Here is a 17,328-nt window from a genome sequence, read left to right on the forward strand (position 1 = left end):
TACGTCTGCAGAAAAGTGAAAATACGCGTAATTAATATACACTCACATCAACACCTATCACGTAGGTCGGGCGAGCGTAGCGACTCCCGACGCAAAGATAGTGTAGCATTTCACTGTGACTTTCTGCCGCTGTGGGCACTACGACATCCTACTGCGTAGCGCACCGACCTCAAATTATAGAAAGCCCGAATCTAACGATTCGGGCTTTTTTACGTCTGCAATAAAGTTAAGGGTAGGTGAATAGCGTACTACGCACTTATTTATATTTAATCTTTTTTACTTTCTACAAAAGCCAATTACTTTCATTTCCTTAGATAACAAATTTAATTTTGCTTTGTTACTGTCTTTGATTTAGGATCAAATCAGTTTAAAACCAAGAACTAATAGCCTGTGTATAGATTATTAATTAGTGCCATATCCATTTTATTTTGTTTTTCTGTAACGGCAGTTGAAGTAACTGATCTATATCAAGATATTTTAAAAGTGGATGACAAAACACGAGACACTCGATTAGCGGCGAGTCGTAAAGCTTTGCTCAATGTCTTAGTGAAAGTAAGCGGTGATGAAACTGCGGATCAAAATAAATTAGCACAGCAACGCACTAAAGATATTTCTGATTATATGCTTAAGTTTGAATATGACGAGAGAGCAAATGGACAATTGAAACTCGTTGTTAAATTTGAAGCTCGAAAGATCAACGCGCTAATCAAAGAATTAAACTTACCTTTATGGGGAGTGCAGCGCCCATTAGTTGCAATATGGTTAGGTATTGAAGACAACTGGCGCAGAGAATTAGTAACACAAGAAAGTTACCCGCAGCTAGAGCAGTTAATTTATGACAAGGCAGGACGCCGGGGGCTACCCGTTGTAGTGCCATTACTTGATTTACAAGATAGACGTTTAGTAGGTATCCCTGAAGTATGGGGTAACTTTTCAGAACCAGTAGAAGAGGCTTCTAAACGCTACAGTGCTGAGCGAAGTATTACGGCAAGAATGTATAAAGAAGCGGATAGCGAAAATTGGATTTTAGATTGGCGTTTTACAAATGATGATTTATTTGATTCAAATAGATTAACAGGTGATAAGCAGCAAATAGTGAGCCAGATGATTGACACCTTAGCACGAGGTCTTGCAAGCGAGTACGCTATTGATCCAAATGCTTATTATGAACAAGCTACTGCTATGCTTACGCTAAAGGGCACGCAAAGTTTTATTGATGTTGAATTAGCAAAACGAAGGTTATTGAGTTTAAGCGTTGTTACTCAAGTTAAAATTGTGCGTAAAACACCGGAGTTTGTAGAGTTTAAGCTAAACCATACTGGTAACCTAAGCGATCTTAAAAAAGGATTAGGGTTAGACTCCTCATTTAAAGATTATGAGGATCCACGCGCTTTTTATCATGTTGTTGATAAAAATAGCTTAGAGTATCAATGGATAACGCCATAATGCTAACTTCTGAGCCGATGCAAATGGCATTACCGGTTACTTTACCGGATGACGAAACATTTGCATCGTACTTTGGTGGAGAAGATTCGTTAGAAGTTAATCATTTGAAAGATAGTTTTTCGAAGTTAGCAAAAACGTTTCAGTATACCTATTTATGTGGATTAGGTGACTCGGGTAAGTCTCACCTTTTGTATGCGACCTGCATTAAAGCTCAAGAGCGTGGCCTGTCTAATATGCTACTGTCTATGCGCGAAGTGATTGATTTTGGACCTATGGTACTAGACGGTTTAGAAGCGCTTGATGTTTTATGTATTGATGACGTGCATTTAGTCGCAGGGAATGATGCATGGGAAAAAGCACTATTTAACTTTTTTAACCGGTTTAACGAACCCGGTAAAATGTTAGTAGTAACTGCCGATTTACTTCCTAGCATGCTTAATATTACGTTGCCAGATTTAGAGTCTCGCTTAACGTGGGGAACAACCTTTCAAATTCGCTCTATGAGTGATGACGATAAAGCACAAGCACTTGTTAAGCGCGCCCATATGCGCGGCCTTGAATTAAGTGATGAATGTGCACGTTTTTTATTAACGCGTTTAAGCCGTGATATGCGTGCTTTGCTCGATGTACTCGACAAATTAGATCATGCGTCAATGGCTGCACAGAGAAAATTAACAATTCCTTTTATAAAATCAACGTTAAAGCTGTAGTAGGTCTAGAATCTAGACCCTGCTTTCAGTTATCATAAGCTATTACTTAACAGCAATCACCTTCTGTGAAAGATCAGGTATCGAATGAACTTAGAAAACATATTAGCGCAAGCACTTGAGGCGGTAGCCAGTGCCAGTGAAATCGCGCAGTTAGAAGAAATCAGGGTTAATTACCTTGGCAAAAAAGGCGAAATCACAAGCTTGCTTAAAACGCTAGGCAAAATAGCACCTGAAGAACGTAAAGAAGCAGGCCAAGTTATAAACCAAGCTAAACAAGATGTACAAGCTGCTATCAACGAAAAGCGTGAATTGCTAGCAAGTAAAGCACTTGAAGAAAAGCTAGCTGCTGAAACTATAGATGTAACTCTACCTGGGCGTGCTATGCCTACTGGCGGTTTACACCCAGTTACGCGCACTATTGAGCGCATAGAAAGCTTTTTCGGTGAGTTAGGTTTTGAAGTTAAATCTGGTCCAGAAATCGAAGACGATTTTCATAACTTTGATGCGCTAAATATTCCAGAGCACCATCCAGCACGTGCTGATCATGATACCTTTTATTTCAATCCTAAATTAGTACTACGTACACAGACAAGTGGCGTGCAAATTCGTACTATGGAAACTGAGCAGCCACCACTGCGCATCATTTCACCTGGACGTGTATACCGTAACGATTACGATCAAACACATACACCTATGTTTCATCAGGTTGAAGGTTTAATGGTTGATACCGATGTTAGCTTTACTGAGCTAAAAGGTATTTTGCATGATTTTTTACGTAACTTTTTTGAAGAAGATATGGAAATTCGTTTCCGTCCTTCATTCTTCCCATTTACAGAACCTTCAGCTGAAGTAGATGTTATGGGTAAAGACGGTAAGTGGTTAGAAGTACTAGGCTGCGGCATGGTACATCCAAATGTACTTAAGTCTGTGGGCATTGACCCAGAAAAATACACCGGCTTTGCTTTTGGTATGGGTGTAGAGCGTTTAACTATGTTGCGCTATGGCGTAAACGATTTACGTGCATTTTTCGAAAATGACTTAAAATTCCTGAACCAGTTCCGTTAAGAGTGAAATAATAAAATGAAATTTAGTGAAAAGTGGTTAAGAGAGTGGGTAAATCCTGCTATTGATACGCAAGCTCTTTCGGAACAGCTTTCAATGGCTGGTCTAGAAGTTGATGGCGTTGAGCCTGCTGCGGCCAAATTTAATGGCGTAGTTGTGGGTGAAGTTGTTGAATGTGGGCAACACCCTGATGCAGATAAACTACGTGTTACCAAAATTAACGTAGGTGGCGATGAGCTACTTGATATCGTATGTGGTGCAGCAAATTGTCGTTTAGGTATTAAAGTTGCTGTTGCAACTGTGGGCGCTGTACTTCCTGGTGACTTTAAAATTAAAAAAGCTAAACTACGCGGTCAACCTTCAAACGGAATGCTATGTGCTTTTGTTGAGCTAGGTATTAGCGAAGAAGGCGACGGCATTATGGAATTGCCAAGCGATGCACCAGTAGGGACTGATTTACGTGACTACCTAGGTCTTGATGACAACATTATAGATGTTGATTTAACGCCAAACCGTGGTGACTGCTTAGGTATAAAAGGTCTAGCACGTGAAGTAGGTGTTTTAAACAGCATTGACGTAAGTGTATTAGATATTCCTGCGGTTACGCCAACAATTGATGACAAAGTATCAATTGAGCTAGTTAACGAAGATGCATGTCCTCGTTACCTTGGCCGTGTGATCAAAGGCATTAACCTTGATGCAGAAACACCACTTTGGATGGTTGAAAAGCTACGTCGTAGTGGTGTACGTTCAATTGATCCAGTAGTTGATGTGACTAACTATGTATTACTTGAGCTTGGTCATCCAATGCACGCGTTTGATTTAAATGCGATTGAAGGTGGTATTAAAGTTCGTAGTGCAAATGCAGGTGAAGAACTTGTTTTATTAGATGGTAATACCGCTAAATTAAACGACACAACACTTGTGATAGCCGATCATAACAAAGCACTTGCAATTGCGGGTGTTTTTGGTGGTGAGCAATCAGGCGTTACAGATAAAACATCTGATATTTTACTCGAAAGTGCATTTTTTAATCCTGTTGCAATTGCAGGCCAAGCACGTAGCTACGGTTTGCACACTGATGCTTCACACCGTTATGAACGCGGTGTTGATTTTGCTCTGCAACACGATGCAATGGAACGTGCGACAGCACTTCTTCTTGAAATAGTAGGCGGTCAAGCAGGTCCTGTTGTCGAAGCTGTCGCAGCTGACAAACTACCAAAAGTGACTGAAGTACGCCTTCGTCGTGCACGTTTAGACCGTGTTATTGGCCATCATATTGAAGATGCTAAAGTAACCGATATTCTTACGCGTTTAGGACTTGATGTAAAAGTAGAAAATGATAGCTGGAGTGCTGATGTACCAAGCTACCGTTTTGATATTCGCATTGAAGAAGACTTAATTGAAGAAGTAGCACGTGTTTACGGTTACAACAGCATTCCTAATGTTGCGCCTACAGCAAAACTTAAAATGACGACACATAACGAAGCAACGATTGCGCTTAGCAAGTTCCGCAATACGTTAGTGACTCGTGGTTACCAAGAAGCAATTACATACAGTTTTGTAGACCCTAAGGCACAAGCTATTTTGCATCCAGAATGTAAAGCAATGGTATTACCGCACCCTATTTCAATTGAAATGTCGGCAATGCGCGTAAGTTTAATGCCGGGTTTATTAGCGTCTGTAGCGTATAACCAAAATCGCCAACAACCTCGTATTCGTTTATTCGAACATGGTCTTAAATTTATAAGCGACGAAAGTGCAGAAAACGGTGTTTACCAAGTACCGGTTATTGGTGGTGTTATTACTGGTCTTGTAAATGGTGAACATTGGGTTGAAGAGAAACGTAATGTTGATTTTTATGACCTAAAAGGTGATGTTGAAGCCTTACTTGCAATTACCAATGACGTTACTCGTTTTGAAATTAAAGCAGAGCAGTCAGATGGGCTTCACCCTGGTCAATCAGCAGTAATATATGTTGATGGTAAAAAGGTTGGCTTTTTTGGTGCTTTACATCCACAAGCTCAAAAGTTGTTAGATATCAACAACGCAACTTTTGTTTTTGAAATTGAAATGTCAGCAATAGAAAAAAGAAATTTACCGCAAGCAGAAGGGGTGTCTAAATTCCCTTCAAATCGCCGCGACATCGCGATTTTAGTGGCAGACAGCGTTAAATCGGGTGACATTTTAAGCGTGATCGAAAAAGTTGGCGGAAATCAATTGGTTGACCTAAACTTATTCGATGTGTATAAGGGCAAAGGTATTGAGCCAAATTATAAGAGTTTGGCGATTGCTCTAACACTGCAAGCGGTTGATAGAACACTCGAAGAGAAAGATATCAATCTAGTAGTTGATAACGTGGTGGCCGAATTGGCCGAACAGTTTAATGCATCGTTGAGGGACTAGATATGGCGCTTACTAAAGCCGACATAGCTGAACACCTATTTGAAAAGCTCGGGATCAATAAAAAAGATGCCAAAGATTTAGTTGAAGCGTTTTTTGAAGAAATCCGCTCAGCGCTAGAAAAAGGCGAGCAGGTTAAGCTCTCTGGATTTGGTAACTTTGATCTTCGAGACAAAAAAGAAAGACCAGGCCGCAACCCGAAAACAGGCGAAGATATTCCTATTTCGGCGCGTCGTGTGGTGACCTTTCGACCAGGTCAAAAGCTTAAAACCCGCGTAGAAGTGGGCACAAGTAAAGCAAAATAAAAAAAGGCAGCGTAAGCTGCCTTTTTATTTTTATACTAATAAATTAAAACTCTCTAGGTGATACAAACTCACCGTTTTGTATTTGCAAATATGTTTGCTCTGCAAGTATATCTAAGCTGTCTAAGCTTTTACCGCTACTAATTAGTTGATGTTCTATTGGCAGCAGTTCAATATTTTCAATACCGAACATTTGGCCCACTTTAGAAAATATATATGCATGCTTAAATTTATCATGTTTATAAAACAGGCTAATTAATGAGGTAAGGACTTCGGGGTTAGGTACGGTGTCTTTTTTATTTAACTCTAATGTTTTGTAGAGTAAATCAATGGTTTTTTCATCATCGAATTTAATGTAATACGACGCTAAGAAAAATTGCATTTCAGCATTTTGTGTCACACTCGTTTCGTTTTCTAGCGAAAGAAGTTTAGTTAGTGCACTTTGATCATTATTGCGCGACCAATGGTAATAAAGTAAACCTGGGTGGTTAGTATTTTTAGTATCTTGATATAAGCGTGTTATTTCTTTAATACTAGTTAGTTGCCCATCAATACGAGAGGTTGTTTTTTCTTTGAGTTTTACGTGCTCGATTTTTGCAGCCAATGTTATGCATTGATTGTAGTCTTCAAATCCTTTAAGTAATTGGTATTTATTTTCATCTGTCGGGTCTTTATATTCTGTGTAGCGTTTTATAATAACCTCTGCGCGAGGCTCCTTACAGTGGCTATCTTTATTTAGATCGGCACAAAACCCTGGTGTTTCTTTGCATACCTTTGAGAGTGTCAACTGATCTCCACACCCAGTTAGGGCTACCAACCCTAGTAAAACACTTGCTTTTAGAAACATCCCTTAACCCCAAATGAATATATACCCTCCTATTCTAGCTCAATCATTTAACTCCTAACAGTAGAGAATAACGTCAGATTAAATTAGAATGGCAGTGCCCATTTGGGCTATCCGTTCAAAATGTTTAACTTAGGTAAATAAAATGACCTCATCTCACGAGTTAGAATACACAAATAGTTGGCAAGAGCGCCAAGATTACGCAGAAAGTATGCAACCAATCATTGGTAAGCTTTATCGTAATCGTGGTATTGAAATTGCGGTATATGGCCGTCCTCTCGTAAATGCCAGTACTATCGATATTATCAAATCTCACAAAACCGTTGCTCAGTTTGAAGGCACTAAATTACGTTTGCGCGAAAGCTTCCCATTTTTAGAAGCTATCAGCAAAATGGAATTAAACTCTGCACGTATTGATATTGGTAAGCTTGCATATAGTTATTTATTCACTGAAGCCGCAAATGGTCGTTCAGTCGAAGAGTTTGTTAAAGACGAACTTGCAGAAATAGCTGATTTACCAGCGAAAGAACCGCGCGATGTTGTGCTGTATGGTTTTGGTCGTATTGGTCGTTTACTCGCGCGTTTATTAATTGAAAAATCAGGTCCATATTCAGATTTACGTTTGCGCGCTATTGTTGTGCGTGGTGGTAAAGATGGTGATCTCGAAAAACGTGCAAGCTTATTGCGTCGCGATTCAATTCACGGTCCATTCAATGGCTCAATCACTATTGATAAAGAACGTAATGCGATTAAAGCTAACGGTAGCTACATTCAAGTTATTTACGCTAACTCTCCTAGCGAAATTGATTACACCCAATACGGTATCGACAATGCATTAATCGTTGATAACACCGGTATTTGGAAAGACGAAGCGGGCCTTGGCCAACACCTAGAGTGTCAGGGCGCTGCAAAAGTATTATTAACAGCACCAGCAAAAGGTAATATCAAAAACATCGTATATGGTGTGAATAACAAAGATATATTACCTGAAGATAAAATTGTTTGTGCAGCAAGCTGTACAACCAATGCAATTACACCAACGCTTAAAGCATTAAACGATAAGTTTGGTATTAATAATGGCCATGTTGAAACTGTACACTCGTACACGAACGATCAAAACCTTATTGATAACTACCACAAAGCAGAGCGCCGAGGCCGCGCCGCAGCACTTAACATGGTAATTACTGAAACGGGAGCTGCAAAAGCGGTTTCAAAAGCATTACCAGAGCTTGAAGGTAAGTTAACAGGTAATGCTATCCGCGTACCTACGCCTAACGTATCGTTAGCTATTTTAAACCTTAATTTAGCAACAAGTACTTCTGTTGAAGAGCTAAACGCATTTTTACGCGATACAGCACTTCATTCAGACTTACGTGATCAAATTGATTACACTGCATCAACGGAAATTGTATCTACCGATTTAGTCGGTAGCCGTTACGCAGGTGTTGTTGATTCACAAGCAACAATTGTTGAAGATAACCGTATTGTTTTATATGTATGGTACGACAATGAGTTTGGTTACAGCTGCCAAGTAGTTCGTTGTATGCGCGATATGGCCGAAGTGTCATTCCCAAGCTTACCTCGCTAATTTGTTTGCAGTGACGTAAAAGCCAGCATGTTGCTGGCTTTTTTGGTCGTGTATTATTTTTAAAGCGTATGCCTTGTGATAGGCTTTAATTATTCAAATGTTAGCAATGCTCAGTTTTTATTAGTATTGCAATATTTTACTACGTGTATTTAATACCAGTAGTGTTAGTTCTGCAGAGTAAAAAGCAGATAAACTTATTCAACCTAAAGGGTTTTCCATGAAAATCAGCAGCAATTTCGACAGTGGTAATATTAAAGTTATTGAAGCCACCGATCCTTTAAATATTCAATTAGAAATTAATAAAGATCATCAGTCTGAATTTTATCAGTGGTTTCACTTTCGTCTTGAAACAACACCTTACCAATTGCATAAGTTAAATATTAATGAGCTTGATAAATCAGCTTACCCCGATGGTTGGGAAGGGTATCAAGCCGTTGCATCATATGACCGCCAAACATGGTTTCGTGTACCATCAAGCTATGAAAATGGCACATTAAGCTTTGAAATTGAACCAGAGTGCGGCAGTGTGTATTTTGCTTACTTTGCACCATATAGTTACGACCGCCATTTAGATTTATTATCTTGGGCACAAAGCCAAGGCGCTTGCCAATTAATAACGCTTGGTGAAACACTCGATGGCCGTGATATGAGTGTGCTTAAAATTGGTGAGCCAAGTGAAGACAAGAAAAACATCTGGATCACAGCACGCCAACATCCAGGTGAAACAATGGCGCAGTGGTATGTAGAAGGTCTATTGCACAAACTTCTTGATGACGAAGACCCACATGCAGCTGCGCTTCTATCAAAAGCAGTATTTTACGTTGTGCCAAATATGAATCCAGACGGTAGCGCACGCGGACATCTTCGTACTAATGCTAAAGGCGTTAACTTAAACCGTGAATGGCAAACACCAAGCATGGAAAATAGCCCTGAGGTTTACCTAGTGCTAAATAAAATGCGCGAAGCTGGCTTAGATATGCACCTAGACATACACGGCGATGAAGCGATTCCGTATAACTTTGTGGCAGGCAGTGAAGGTATTCCAAGTTACGATGCACGCCTAAAAGGCCTTGAAGATAGCTTTAAAGCCGCGCTTTTAACGATTACTCCAGAGTTTCAAGATGAGCATGGCTATCCAAAAGATGAGCCAGGCCAAGCTAACCTAACGGTAGGTTCAGCAGCAACCGCTGAAGAATTTAAAGCATTAACGTACACAATTGAAATGCCATTTAAAGATAATAACGATTTACCTGATCCAGACTATGGCTGGTCAGACCGTCGTTCGTATCAATTTGGTCAAGATACGTTAGCGGCAATTGTTAATGTTGTTGATAATTTAAGATAAAACATTTATTTGAAGGGTATCAATAGTTTTGATGCCCTTTTTGTTTTTAGTAAAACCCCTTTTACAAAAAATAATAATCATATAGCAACTTCATTCCAAAACGTTTTTAACGTTTCTTCGCTGCGTATCATCACCGTATCGGTACAAATCAATCTACTTTCCTTTAAATACTGCTGATGTAGTGCCTTGCAATAGCTACGTAATTAGATATTTTGAAAATTAAGTGTTAACAAAGTTAGGTTACTTAAGTTAAGATTAATTAAATCATGAGTCGGGACGGGAGAGGCAAAACCTTATTTCGTAAAGCTTATGTTGCGTAGTAGCTAAAGCAGAGTCTCGTAACTAAAAATAATAAATATAACTATAGAGGATATCCATGGAAGCTATTGTAAGCGCTGTTAATGATGTTGTTTGGAGTAATGCACTCATTTATTTATGCCTAGGCGCAGGCTTGTTTTATTCAGTATTAACTCGATTTGCTCAAGTTAGACATTTTAAAGAAATGTGTAAGTTATTATTTAGTCCTAACACGTCAGATAAAGGTATCTCATCTTTTCAAGCCCTTGCAGTCTCGTTGTCTGGACGAGTAGGCGTCGGTAATATCGCTGGCGTTGCAGCGGCTATTGGTTTTGGCGGACCAGGCGCTATTTTCTGGATGTGGGTTGTTGCTTTTCTAGGCGCAAGTACCGCATATGCAGAATCTACTTTAGGTCAAATTTATAAAACAGAAGAAGACGGGCAATACCGTGGTGGCCCAGCGTATTATTTTGACCGTTGTTTAGGACAAAAATGGTTGGCTATTTTATTCGCTGTTTCGGCAATTATAGCATGTGGTGTCTTTCTGCCTGGCGTACAAGCAAATGCGGTAGGTAATGCGTTTACCCAAGTGTTTGGCAATGGCAACATGGTTTCTACTAGCTTTGGTGATGTAGGCAGCTTTAAATTAGTCGCTTTAGCAATTATCCTTATTGTTTTGGCATTTATTATTTTCGGCGGTATAAAACGTATTGCGAACTTTACGCAAATTGTAGTGCCATTTATGGCGCTTGGTTACATAGTACTGGCACTAATCGTGGTATTTTTAAATTTAGATAAAGTGGGCGATATATTTTATTTAATTATTAGTGATGCATTTACTGCGCAGGCAGGTTTTGGTGCTGCTATTGGTTGGGGCGTTAAACGTGGTATATATTCTAATGAAGCAGGCCAAGGTACTGGGCCTCATGCAGCAGCTGCAGCAGAAGTTGATCACCCTGCTCAACAGGGCTTAGTACAAGCTTTTTCTGTTTATGTTGATACCCTCTTTGTGTGTACTGCAACTGCATTAATGATTTTAATTACGCAGCAATACAACATTGTGGGTGAGCTACCAGCAGGGCAATTTATTGTACAAAATGTTGATGCAGCCACTGAAGTGGGATCAGCAGCCTTTACTCAAATGGCTCTATTTAGTGTATTTGGTAGCTTTGGACAAGCATTTGTCGGTATTGCATTATTCTTCTTTGCCTTTACCACAATACTTGCTTATTACTTTATTGCAGAGACTAATATTGCTTACTTAAATCGTTATTTTAAGGGCAGTATTCCGCTTGTTCTTGTGAAGTTTGTAATTATGTTTATGGTTGCATACGGCATGGTAAATAATTCAGGTTATATTTGGACTATTGGTGATATTGGCGTTGGCTTAATGGCTTGGATTAACATACTCGGTATTTTAGCCATTTTCTTTGTCGCTAAGCCTGCTTTGCTATGTTTGAGCGATTATGAAGAACAAAAGAAAAAAGGCGGAAAAGTCATATTTGATCCAGTTAAATTGGGTATAAAAAACGCCACATTCTGGGAAAAACGCTTAGAAAAGCAGTCAAAAGACGCAGAGTAATTAAACTTAGTGGGCAACTTGGAAAATTATCGCCCCTAAATTAGTTATTGGTTTGAATTCAAAAAAGACAACGAGAAATAAAACACGTACAATAAAGGCGCCGAAAGGCGCTTTTTTTATGCGTAGTATGGAGAGAAGTATGGCGATTATTCGTTGCCCAAAATGTGCAAAATCAATTTCAGATAAACATAAGCAATGTCCGCATTGCGAAAGCAACATTGCAGAGCTAAACGACGAGCAAGTTTTACAACTTCAGCGCGAACAGCGAATTAAAAAAAAGCAGATGTTTATAAATCACTCCTTTTTGGCGCTTATCTTATTTTTAGGTGGTTTTTTCTGTTTGTACTTTCTACAACCGCAAGAAGAAACACTGCAGTGGTACGCTTACACCGCCGCAATTGGCGTAGGGTGTATTTGGTATCTTATAAACCGTATTGTTTTAGTGACTCTAAAAAAGAAAAAATGACATGAACATCGACAATCTTGTACAAAATATTACTCCCGAATTATTCGAACGCTTACAATACGGTGCCTCTACTGGTAAATGGCCAGACGGTACCGTTTTATCAGATGAGCAAAAGCAACAAACAGTGCAGTTGGTTATGTTGTATCAAGCAAAAGTGGCTCAATCAAACGAGCAATTTACGATTGGTGCTAATGGTGAGATGATCCAAAAGACAAAAGCTCAACTACAAAAAGAATTTAAATCAGACAACGAAATAGCTAGGTTTAGTGAACATGATCTTTAAGCACCTTTTTACACCAAAATGGAAACACCCTAAGCAACAAGTACGTCTTGATGCTATCGAAAAATTAGACATTGAACGTGATGCAACCATATTAAACACGTTAGCACTTGAAGATAGCTCCGCTGAAATACGCCGTAAAGCGCTCCAAAAAGTGAACGACTTACCACTTTGGTGGAAAGCGTATAAACAAGATCAAGCATTAAAAGATATAGCCGAGCTACAAATATCTAATGCTGTTTTAAATAGCGAAAGTACGCTAACAGCAAAAATTAAAAACGAATACATAGAGCGTTTTGCACCCGTTAAAACACTTGAAAAGTTAGCGTTTGCAGAAAAAGAGCTGCAAGTACGCGTTAAATTACTGAAACGTTTAGCAAATCCAAAACTAGTAGAAAAAGCATTTAAAGAAGGTAGCGAAGAGCTACAAACTCAATTAGTTGAACTTGTTATTACTCATCAATTAATTAAATCATTAGTAAAGCATGCAAAGGGTGGTGCAAAAGCAGCACTTGAAACGCATATTGAAAATGAACGTTTAGCAATTGAAATGCCACTTGAAGTTGAAAATGCAACACGTGTTATTTTAGCTAAGTTAAATGCTTTACGTGAAAAAACAGATTTTGGTATTGTTAATCCACAAGCGAGCGATTTAATCGCTCAGTGGCAAGCACTTGAGCTTAAATGGTTAAGTGATGAGCGCGTTAAGCTGCTTGACGAAAAATATACTTCTATCACCACTAAGTTAGATGCACACATTGAACAGCTAAAAGCGGTACATGACAAAGAGCAGCAGCAATTAGCGCAACAACAGCGTCAATTATTAGCACTTGCAACACTTGAAGCTTTGGGTGAAGAAATTGAAAATGCCTTACAGCTTGGTCTTGAAACGCCAGAGCAAATTCAACAAGATTGGCTTGATGCAAAAGTAGCGCAAGCTAAGCAAGCTATTAGCGAAACAGAACTTGCTAATAACGCACAATCAAAACTCGCTGTAAGCAAGTTAGAAAAACTATTTACTCAAGTTGCTAAGTTACCTGAGTTAACAACGGCTATTAAAGAGTACAAACTCGCTTTTGCAGCGCTATGCGAAATTACGCCAGCAGAAGATTTAGCACAATACGATGCAACTTTAACTGAATTTAATAATGGCTTTAAAGCAGCGCGTAATCATTTAAATATTTTAGATGGCGCACTACAAAGTACGTTTAAAACACAGTTAAATGCGCATAAAAAGCAATTTTTAGCACCAATGAATGAGCTAGTTAAGCCACTTGAAAAAAACCAAAGCCAAGCAAAGCGCAAAGCGCGTGATGTTAAACGCCTAATTGAAGAAGGTCGTTTTAATGTTGCTTTTGGTGTGTTTAAAGGCTTTGAAGAGTTATTTAATACACTTACTGATCAATATCAACAGCCGCTTGTAAACATAAAAGCGGAACTTGAAGCGCAACTTGCAGATGCTAAAGATTGGCAAAAATACGCAGCAGCACCAAAGCGTGAAGCCTTATTAGAAGAAGTAAGTGCATTAGTAAGCGAAGAATGTACCGACCCACAACAACGCGCAGAGCAAGTAAAAGCGCTACGTAAACGTTGGAATGAGTTAGGTCGTTTAGATACAGATGAAGAAAAGCAACAAGGCGTGCAGTTTGATGAACAAATCGAGCTGTTATTTGCGCCTTGCCGTAGTTACTTCGCAGAGCAAGAAGTACAACGAGAAGCATCAAAAGCACAACGTGACAGTATTATTAACGACATGCATGCGCTCCATTTACAGCCAACTGTTGAGGATGACTTTGATTGGAAGCAATATGAAAGCCAATACAATCGTTTAAATAAAGCGTGGCGCAGTGTGGGTAAAGTTGACCCTAAAACATACCGTACACTAAACGATCGTTATAAAAATGAGCAACAACAAGTACTGGCTTTGTTAAATGCATTTCATAAAACTAATGCCACACTTAAAAACGAACTAGTAGAAAAAGCGCAGCAATTGTCACAAAGTGATGATTTAGCGGCTGCATGCCAAGAGTTGAAGCAAATGCAACAACAATGGCAAGCTATCGGTTTTGCAGGTTTGAAAGCTGAAAATGCGTTATGGCAAAAGTTTCGTCAGTTTAACGATGAAACATTTACCAAGCGTAGCAGTGAGTTCGAGCAGCAAAAACTTGAGCAAAACGAGGCAGATAAGCAAGCAGTTGCAGAACTTGCTGAGCTTGAAGCAGCATTGAGTGATGTTAATCAAAGAGCGCAGTTGCACGACCTTGAAACAAAAGTGAAAGGGTACACGCAATTTAGATCGTTAGCGCCAAAGGTTACTAAGCTACTAGCCGCTATTGACGATAAACTTGCATTGCTAACAAGTAAATCAGAGCAAGCTAATTTAGATGCATTAATTACTGCACTTGAGAACAATGAAGCATTACCAAGTCAGTATCAAGCACCGCTTAAAACAGCATTAAATACCGAGCAGCTTATTACGCGCATGGAAATACTAGCGAACGTAAGTTCAATCGATAAGTCACTTAGAATGGCAGAACAAGTAGCCATGCTAGATGACAAACATCGTGGCGATCATGCTGATTTAAACTATTATTTAAAACAGTTATTAGCGCTCAGTGAGGGTTCAGTTGAACCTGACACACTAACGCGACTTAAAGCGACACTTGCAGCTTAATACACTAGGGCGTGTTGACCTTTCGTGGTTGAATTTACAGCAGACTGTTTGGTATTTAGGCAAGGCAGAGCCTATGTAGTGTGGTTATTCCCCATAAATAGGCGATAACGCAGCATAAATGCCAAACATGCGCTGCCCTTTGGGTTCTTTCTAGGGACGATTAACTCTTTGTTGCTCGGTTTTGACTTAGGCCGCTAGGTTACAAACCTCACGCCGCGATTACATCGACCCTAGATTGAACAAATTTCAATCCACAAAGGTCAACACGCCCTAGAACCAGCATAATATGTGCTGGTTACTATTTTACTAAGCCGCTTTAATAGCGGCTTTTTTATGTATCACTAATTCATAAACAAAAGGGTTCTCATGAGAATTTTAGTTATTATTGCAGCGTTATTTTTAACTGCCTGTAATACCACGCAAGGCATATCAGTATATTCATTTACTAACTCAGAGGTTGAATCTGTACTGGGTAAGCAATTACCAAAGTTAAGTGAAAAAGTAAGCTTAATGGGTTTGCCAGTTCAGTTTGATGTAAACGACTTAAGTGTCAATATTGGACCTGATAACCGCGATGTTGTTGTGCTTGGTGCCGATTCGAGCGCTGAAATTAATGCATTCGCACTTAAATACCCTGTGCGTTTAAAGCTGCAAATTGAAGGTCGCCCATTTTACGACAGTGAGAAAAAAGCAGTGTTTTTACGTAATATTAAATTACTTGATTCGAGTGTAGATGCCGGTGGTTTTAAAGGTAATTTAGGTGCGCTTGATAGCCAAGCAATGGATGTTATTAATGCTTTTTTAGCGGTTAACCCAGTTTATACATTAAATATGGATGACCCTAAAATGATGCTACTTAGTAAACTTCCACTTGATATGAAAGTGGTTGAAGGCGCAATTAAGCTAGTACCTCGTCTATAAGTAGATCTACCTACTTACAATATACGTATTAATTAGCCTGACTTTCAGGCTAATTAGGTTTTAATATTATGGCGGCTCCTCGTACTGTTCCCACTTCTCGGCTTTCTCGTTTTGCAAAATTAGGCTCACTTGCCACAGGTGTTGCTACCAACATGTTAGTTGATGGCGCTAAGAGCGCGCTAACAGGTAAAGGTTGGGATAATAAAAGCTTACTACTACAACCTAAAAACATTGAAAAACTAGCCACACAGCTATCACATTTACGTGGTGCAGCAATGAAACTGGGGCAATTGCTCTCAATGGATGCCGGTGATCTACTTAGTCCTGAATTAGCTCAGTTACTTGCTTTACTGCGCTCAGACGCGAACCCAATGCCTCATAAGCAGCTTGTTGAAGTGTTAAAAGAGCAATGGGGGGATGAGTGGCTAGCGCGTTTTTCTCACATTGAGCTAAGATCTTTTGCAGCGGCTTCTATAGGGCAAGTTCATTTAGCTTATAAAGAAAATGGCGATCAGCTTGCTGTTAAAATTCAATACCCTGGTATTGCAAAAAGTGTAGTAAGTGATGTCGATAACGTTATTTCTTTATTAACGATTTCTCGATTATTGCCAAAAGATCTTAATATTAAACCACTTATTAGTGAGGCTAAAGCGCAGCTATTAGCCGAGGCTGATTATAAACGGGAGGCTCAGTACTTAATACGTTATAAAAATGCACTAGCAAGTAATCCCCACTTTAAAGTGCCTAACGTATATCCAGAGCACAGCACACAACACGTGCTAACTATGGAATATATAAAAGCAGAGCCCATTGAGAGCATTACAGAGCTACCTGATAGTCAAAAAAGCTTTGTTGCAAAGCAGCTCATTGATTTATTTTTTAAAGAAATGTTTGAATTTAAATTAATTCAAACCGACCCTAACTTTGCCAACTTTCATTATCAGCTTGATATACAAAAAATTGTTTTATTTGATTTTGGTGCAACGCGAGAAATATCAACCGAGCTTAGCTTAGCGTACTTAGCCTTATTTAAAGCGGGTAGTGAAAACAACCGAGAAGGTGTACTTAAAGCGGCATCACACATAGGTTATTTTAAAAATGACTTAGTTGATGAGTATAAAAACAACGTCATTGATTTATTTTTAATGGCGTGCGAGCCACTAAGAGCAGAAGGGGAATTTGATTTTAAAAATAGCGAACTCGCGCTCAAAATTAAAAATGCAGGGCTTGCTCTTAGTGGGCAATCTCAGCAATGGCATACACCGCCCGTTGATGCGCTATTTATTCACCGAAAACTTGCAGGACTTTACTTAATAGCCGCAAGGCTAGGTGCAAAAATAGATGTAAAAACGTTATTTAAGCACTATTTATAGCTTTTTAATTTACGCGTAAGTGCGCTTTAAGTAAT

Annotated in this window: 14 protein-coding genes; 13 read left to right on the forward strand and 1 reads right to left on the reverse strand. The window is 39.2% G+C overall.

The window, feature by feature from the left end:
- Positions 1-390 precede the first annotated feature (390 nt).
- From DO88_RS10340 to ihfA, 5 genes are all read left to right on the forward strand, one after another.
- Positions 391-1,446, forward strand: coding sequence for a DUF2066 domain-containing protein (locus DO88_RS10340; RefSeq protein ID WP_033039151.1), 1,056 nt, complete (start codon positions 391-393; stop codon positions 1,444-1,446).
- Positions 1,446-2,156, forward strand: coding sequence for a DnaA regulatory inactivator Hda (gene hda / locus DO88_RS10335; RefSeq protein ID WP_007378325.1), 711 nt, complete (start codon positions 1,446-1,448; stop codon positions 2,154-2,156). The genes DO88_RS10340 and hda overlap by 1 nt, the downstream gene beginning before the upstream one ends.
- A gap of 84 nt (positions 2,157-2,240) precedes the next feature.
- Positions 2,241-3,221: a phenylalanine--tRNA ligase subunit alpha gene (gene pheS, locus DO88_RS10330; RefSeq protein WP_007378326.1), complete on the forward strand. Its 981-nt coding sequence runs from the start codon at positions 2,241-2,243 to the stop codon at positions 3,219-3,221.
- Between the two features lie 15 nt (positions 3,222-3,236).
- Positions 3,237-5,624, forward strand: a complete 2,388-nt coding sequence (pheT, locus tag DO88_RS10325; protein ID WP_033039153.1) for a phenylalanine--tRNA ligase subunit beta — start codon at positions 3,237-3,239, stop codon at positions 5,622-5,624.
- Between the two features lie 2 nt (positions 5,625-5,626).
- Positions 5,627-5,926 carry an integration host factor subunit alpha gene (gene ihfA / locus DO88_RS10320; protein ID WP_002960690.1) on the forward strand — a complete coding sequence of 100 codons (300 nt, stop codon included), beginning with the start codon at positions 5,627-5,629 and terminating at the stop codon, positions 5,924-5,926.
- A gap of 43 nt (positions 5,927-5,969) precedes the next feature.
- Here ihfA and DO88_RS10315 read toward each other — a convergent pair whose 3' ends face one another.
- Positions 5,970-6,770: a DUF2989 domain-containing protein gene (locus DO88_RS10315; RefSeq protein ID WP_033039156.1), complete on the reverse strand. Its 801-nt coding sequence runs from the start codon at positions 6,768-6,770 to the stop codon at positions 5,970-5,972.
- 142 nt (positions 6,771-6,912) lie between these two features.
- On the opposite strand from DO88_RS10315, the gene DO88_RS10310 reads away from it, so the two are divergent.
- The 8 genes from DO88_RS10310 (at position 6,913) to DO88_RS10275 (ending at position 17,293) form a co-directional block, all read left to right on the forward strand.
- Positions 6,913-8,355: a glyceraldehyde-3-phosphate dehydrogenase gene (locus DO88_RS10310; protein ID WP_007378329.1), complete on the forward strand. Its 1,443-nt coding sequence runs from the start codon at positions 6,913-6,915 to the stop codon at positions 8,353-8,355.
- Between the two features lie 217 nt (positions 8,356-8,572).
- On the forward strand, positions 8,573-9,700 hold the full coding sequence (locus DO88_RS10305; protein ID WP_008136269.1) for a M14 family metallopeptidase: 1,128 nt from the start codon (positions 8,573-8,575) through the stop codon (positions 9,698-9,700).
- 376 nt (positions 9,701-10,076) lie between these two features.
- Positions 10,077-11,579 (forward strand): alanine/glycine:cation symporter family protein, encoded by a 1,503-nt coding sequence (locus DO88_RS10300; RefSeq protein ID WP_007378331.1) that lies wholly within the window; start codon positions 10,077-10,079, stop codon positions 11,577-11,579.
- 139 nt (positions 11,580-11,718) lie between these two features.
- Positions 11,719-12,045: a hypothetical protein gene (locus tag DO88_RS10295; protein ID WP_007378332.1), complete on the forward strand. Its 327-nt coding sequence runs from the start codon at positions 11,719-11,721 to the stop codon at positions 12,043-12,045.
- A gap of 1 nt (position 12,046) precedes the next feature.
- Positions 12,047-12,328: a YeaC family protein gene (locus DO88_RS10290; RefSeq protein WP_007378333.1), complete on the forward strand. Its 282-nt coding sequence runs from the start codon at positions 12,047-12,049 to the stop codon at positions 12,326-12,328.
- The gene (locus DO88_RS10285; protein WP_033039158.1) at positions 12,318-14,999 is read left to right on the forward strand and encodes a DUF349 domain-containing protein; all 2,682 of its coding nucleotides are present in this window, start codon (positions 12,318-12,320) and stop codon (positions 14,997-14,999) included. Before DO88_RS10290 ends, DO88_RS10285 begins: the two co-directional genes overlap by 11 nt.
- Before the next feature lie 366 nt (positions 15,000-15,365).
- Positions 15,366-15,920, forward strand: coding sequence for a DUF1439 domain-containing protein (locus tag DO88_RS10280; RefSeq protein ID WP_033039159.1), 555 nt, complete (start codon positions 15,366-15,368; stop codon positions 15,918-15,920).
- Between the two features lie 68 nt (positions 15,921-15,988).
- Complete coding sequence (locus DO88_RS10275; RefSeq protein WP_033039162.1) at positions 15,989-17,293, forward strand: ABC1 kinase family protein; 1,305 nt, start codon at positions 15,989-15,991, stop codon at positions 17,291-17,293.
- The last annotated feature ends 35 nt before the right edge of the window (positions 17,294-17,328 follow it).

Source organism: Pseudoalteromonas sp. S3431, assembly GCF_000690035.1.
Classification (GTDB): Bacteria; Pseudomonadota; Gammaproteobacteria; order Enterobacterales; family Alteromonadaceae; genus Pseudoalteromonas; species Pseudoalteromonas fuliginea.

Excerpts from the sequence above, each read along its gene's own strand:
- DO88_RS10310 (WP_007378329.1), top strand. The coding sequence starts at position 6,913 with ATGACCTCATCTCACGAGTTAGAATACACAAATAGTTGGCAAGAGCGC.
- hda (WP_007378325.1), top strand. The coding sequence starts at position 1,446 with ATGCTAACTTCTGAGCCGATGCAAATGGCATTACCGGTTACTTTACCG.
- pheT (WP_033039153.1), top strand. The coding sequence starts at position 3,237 with ATGAAATTTAGTGAAAAGTGGTTAAGAGAGTGGGTAAATCCTGCTATT.
- DO88_RS10300 (WP_007378331.1), top strand. The coding sequence starts at position 10,077 with ATGGAAGCTATTGTAAGCGCTGTTAATGATGTTGTTTGGAGTAATGCA.
- DO88_RS10295 (WP_007378332.1), top strand. The coding sequence starts at position 11,719 with ATGGCGATTATTCGTTGCCCAAAATGTGCAAAATCAATTTCAGATAAA.
- ihfA (WP_002960690.1), top strand. The coding sequence starts at position 5,627 with ATGGCGCTTACTAAAGCCGACATAGCTGAACACCTATTTGAAAAGCTC.
- DO88_RS10290 (WP_007378333.1), top strand. The coding sequence starts at position 12,047 with ATGAACATCGACAATCTTGTACAAAATATTACTCCCGAATTATTCGAA.
- DO88_RS10280 (WP_033039159.1), top strand. The coding sequence starts at position 15,366 with ATGAGAATTTTAGTTATTATTGCAGCGTTATTTTTAACTGCCTGTAAT.
- DO88_RS10285 (WP_033039158.1), top strand. The coding sequence starts at position 12,318 with ATGATCTTTAAGCACCTTTTTACACCAAAATGGAAACACCCTAAGCAA.
- DO88_RS10275 (WP_033039162.1), top strand. The coding sequence starts at position 15,989 with ATGGCGGCTCCTCGTACTGTTCCCACTTCTCGGCTTTCTCGTTTTGCA.
- DO88_RS10305 (WP_008136269.1), top strand. The coding sequence starts at position 8,573 with ATGAAAATCAGCAGCAATTTCGACAGTGGTAATATTAAAGTTATTGAA.
- DO88_RS10315 (WP_033039156.1), bottom strand. The coding sequence starts at position 6,770 with ATGTTTCTAAAAGCAAGTGTTTTACTAGGGTTGGTAGCCCTAACTGGG.
- pheS (WP_007378326.1), top strand. The coding sequence starts at position 2,241 with ATGAACTTAGAAAACATATTAGCGCAAGCACTTGAGGCGGTAGCCAGT.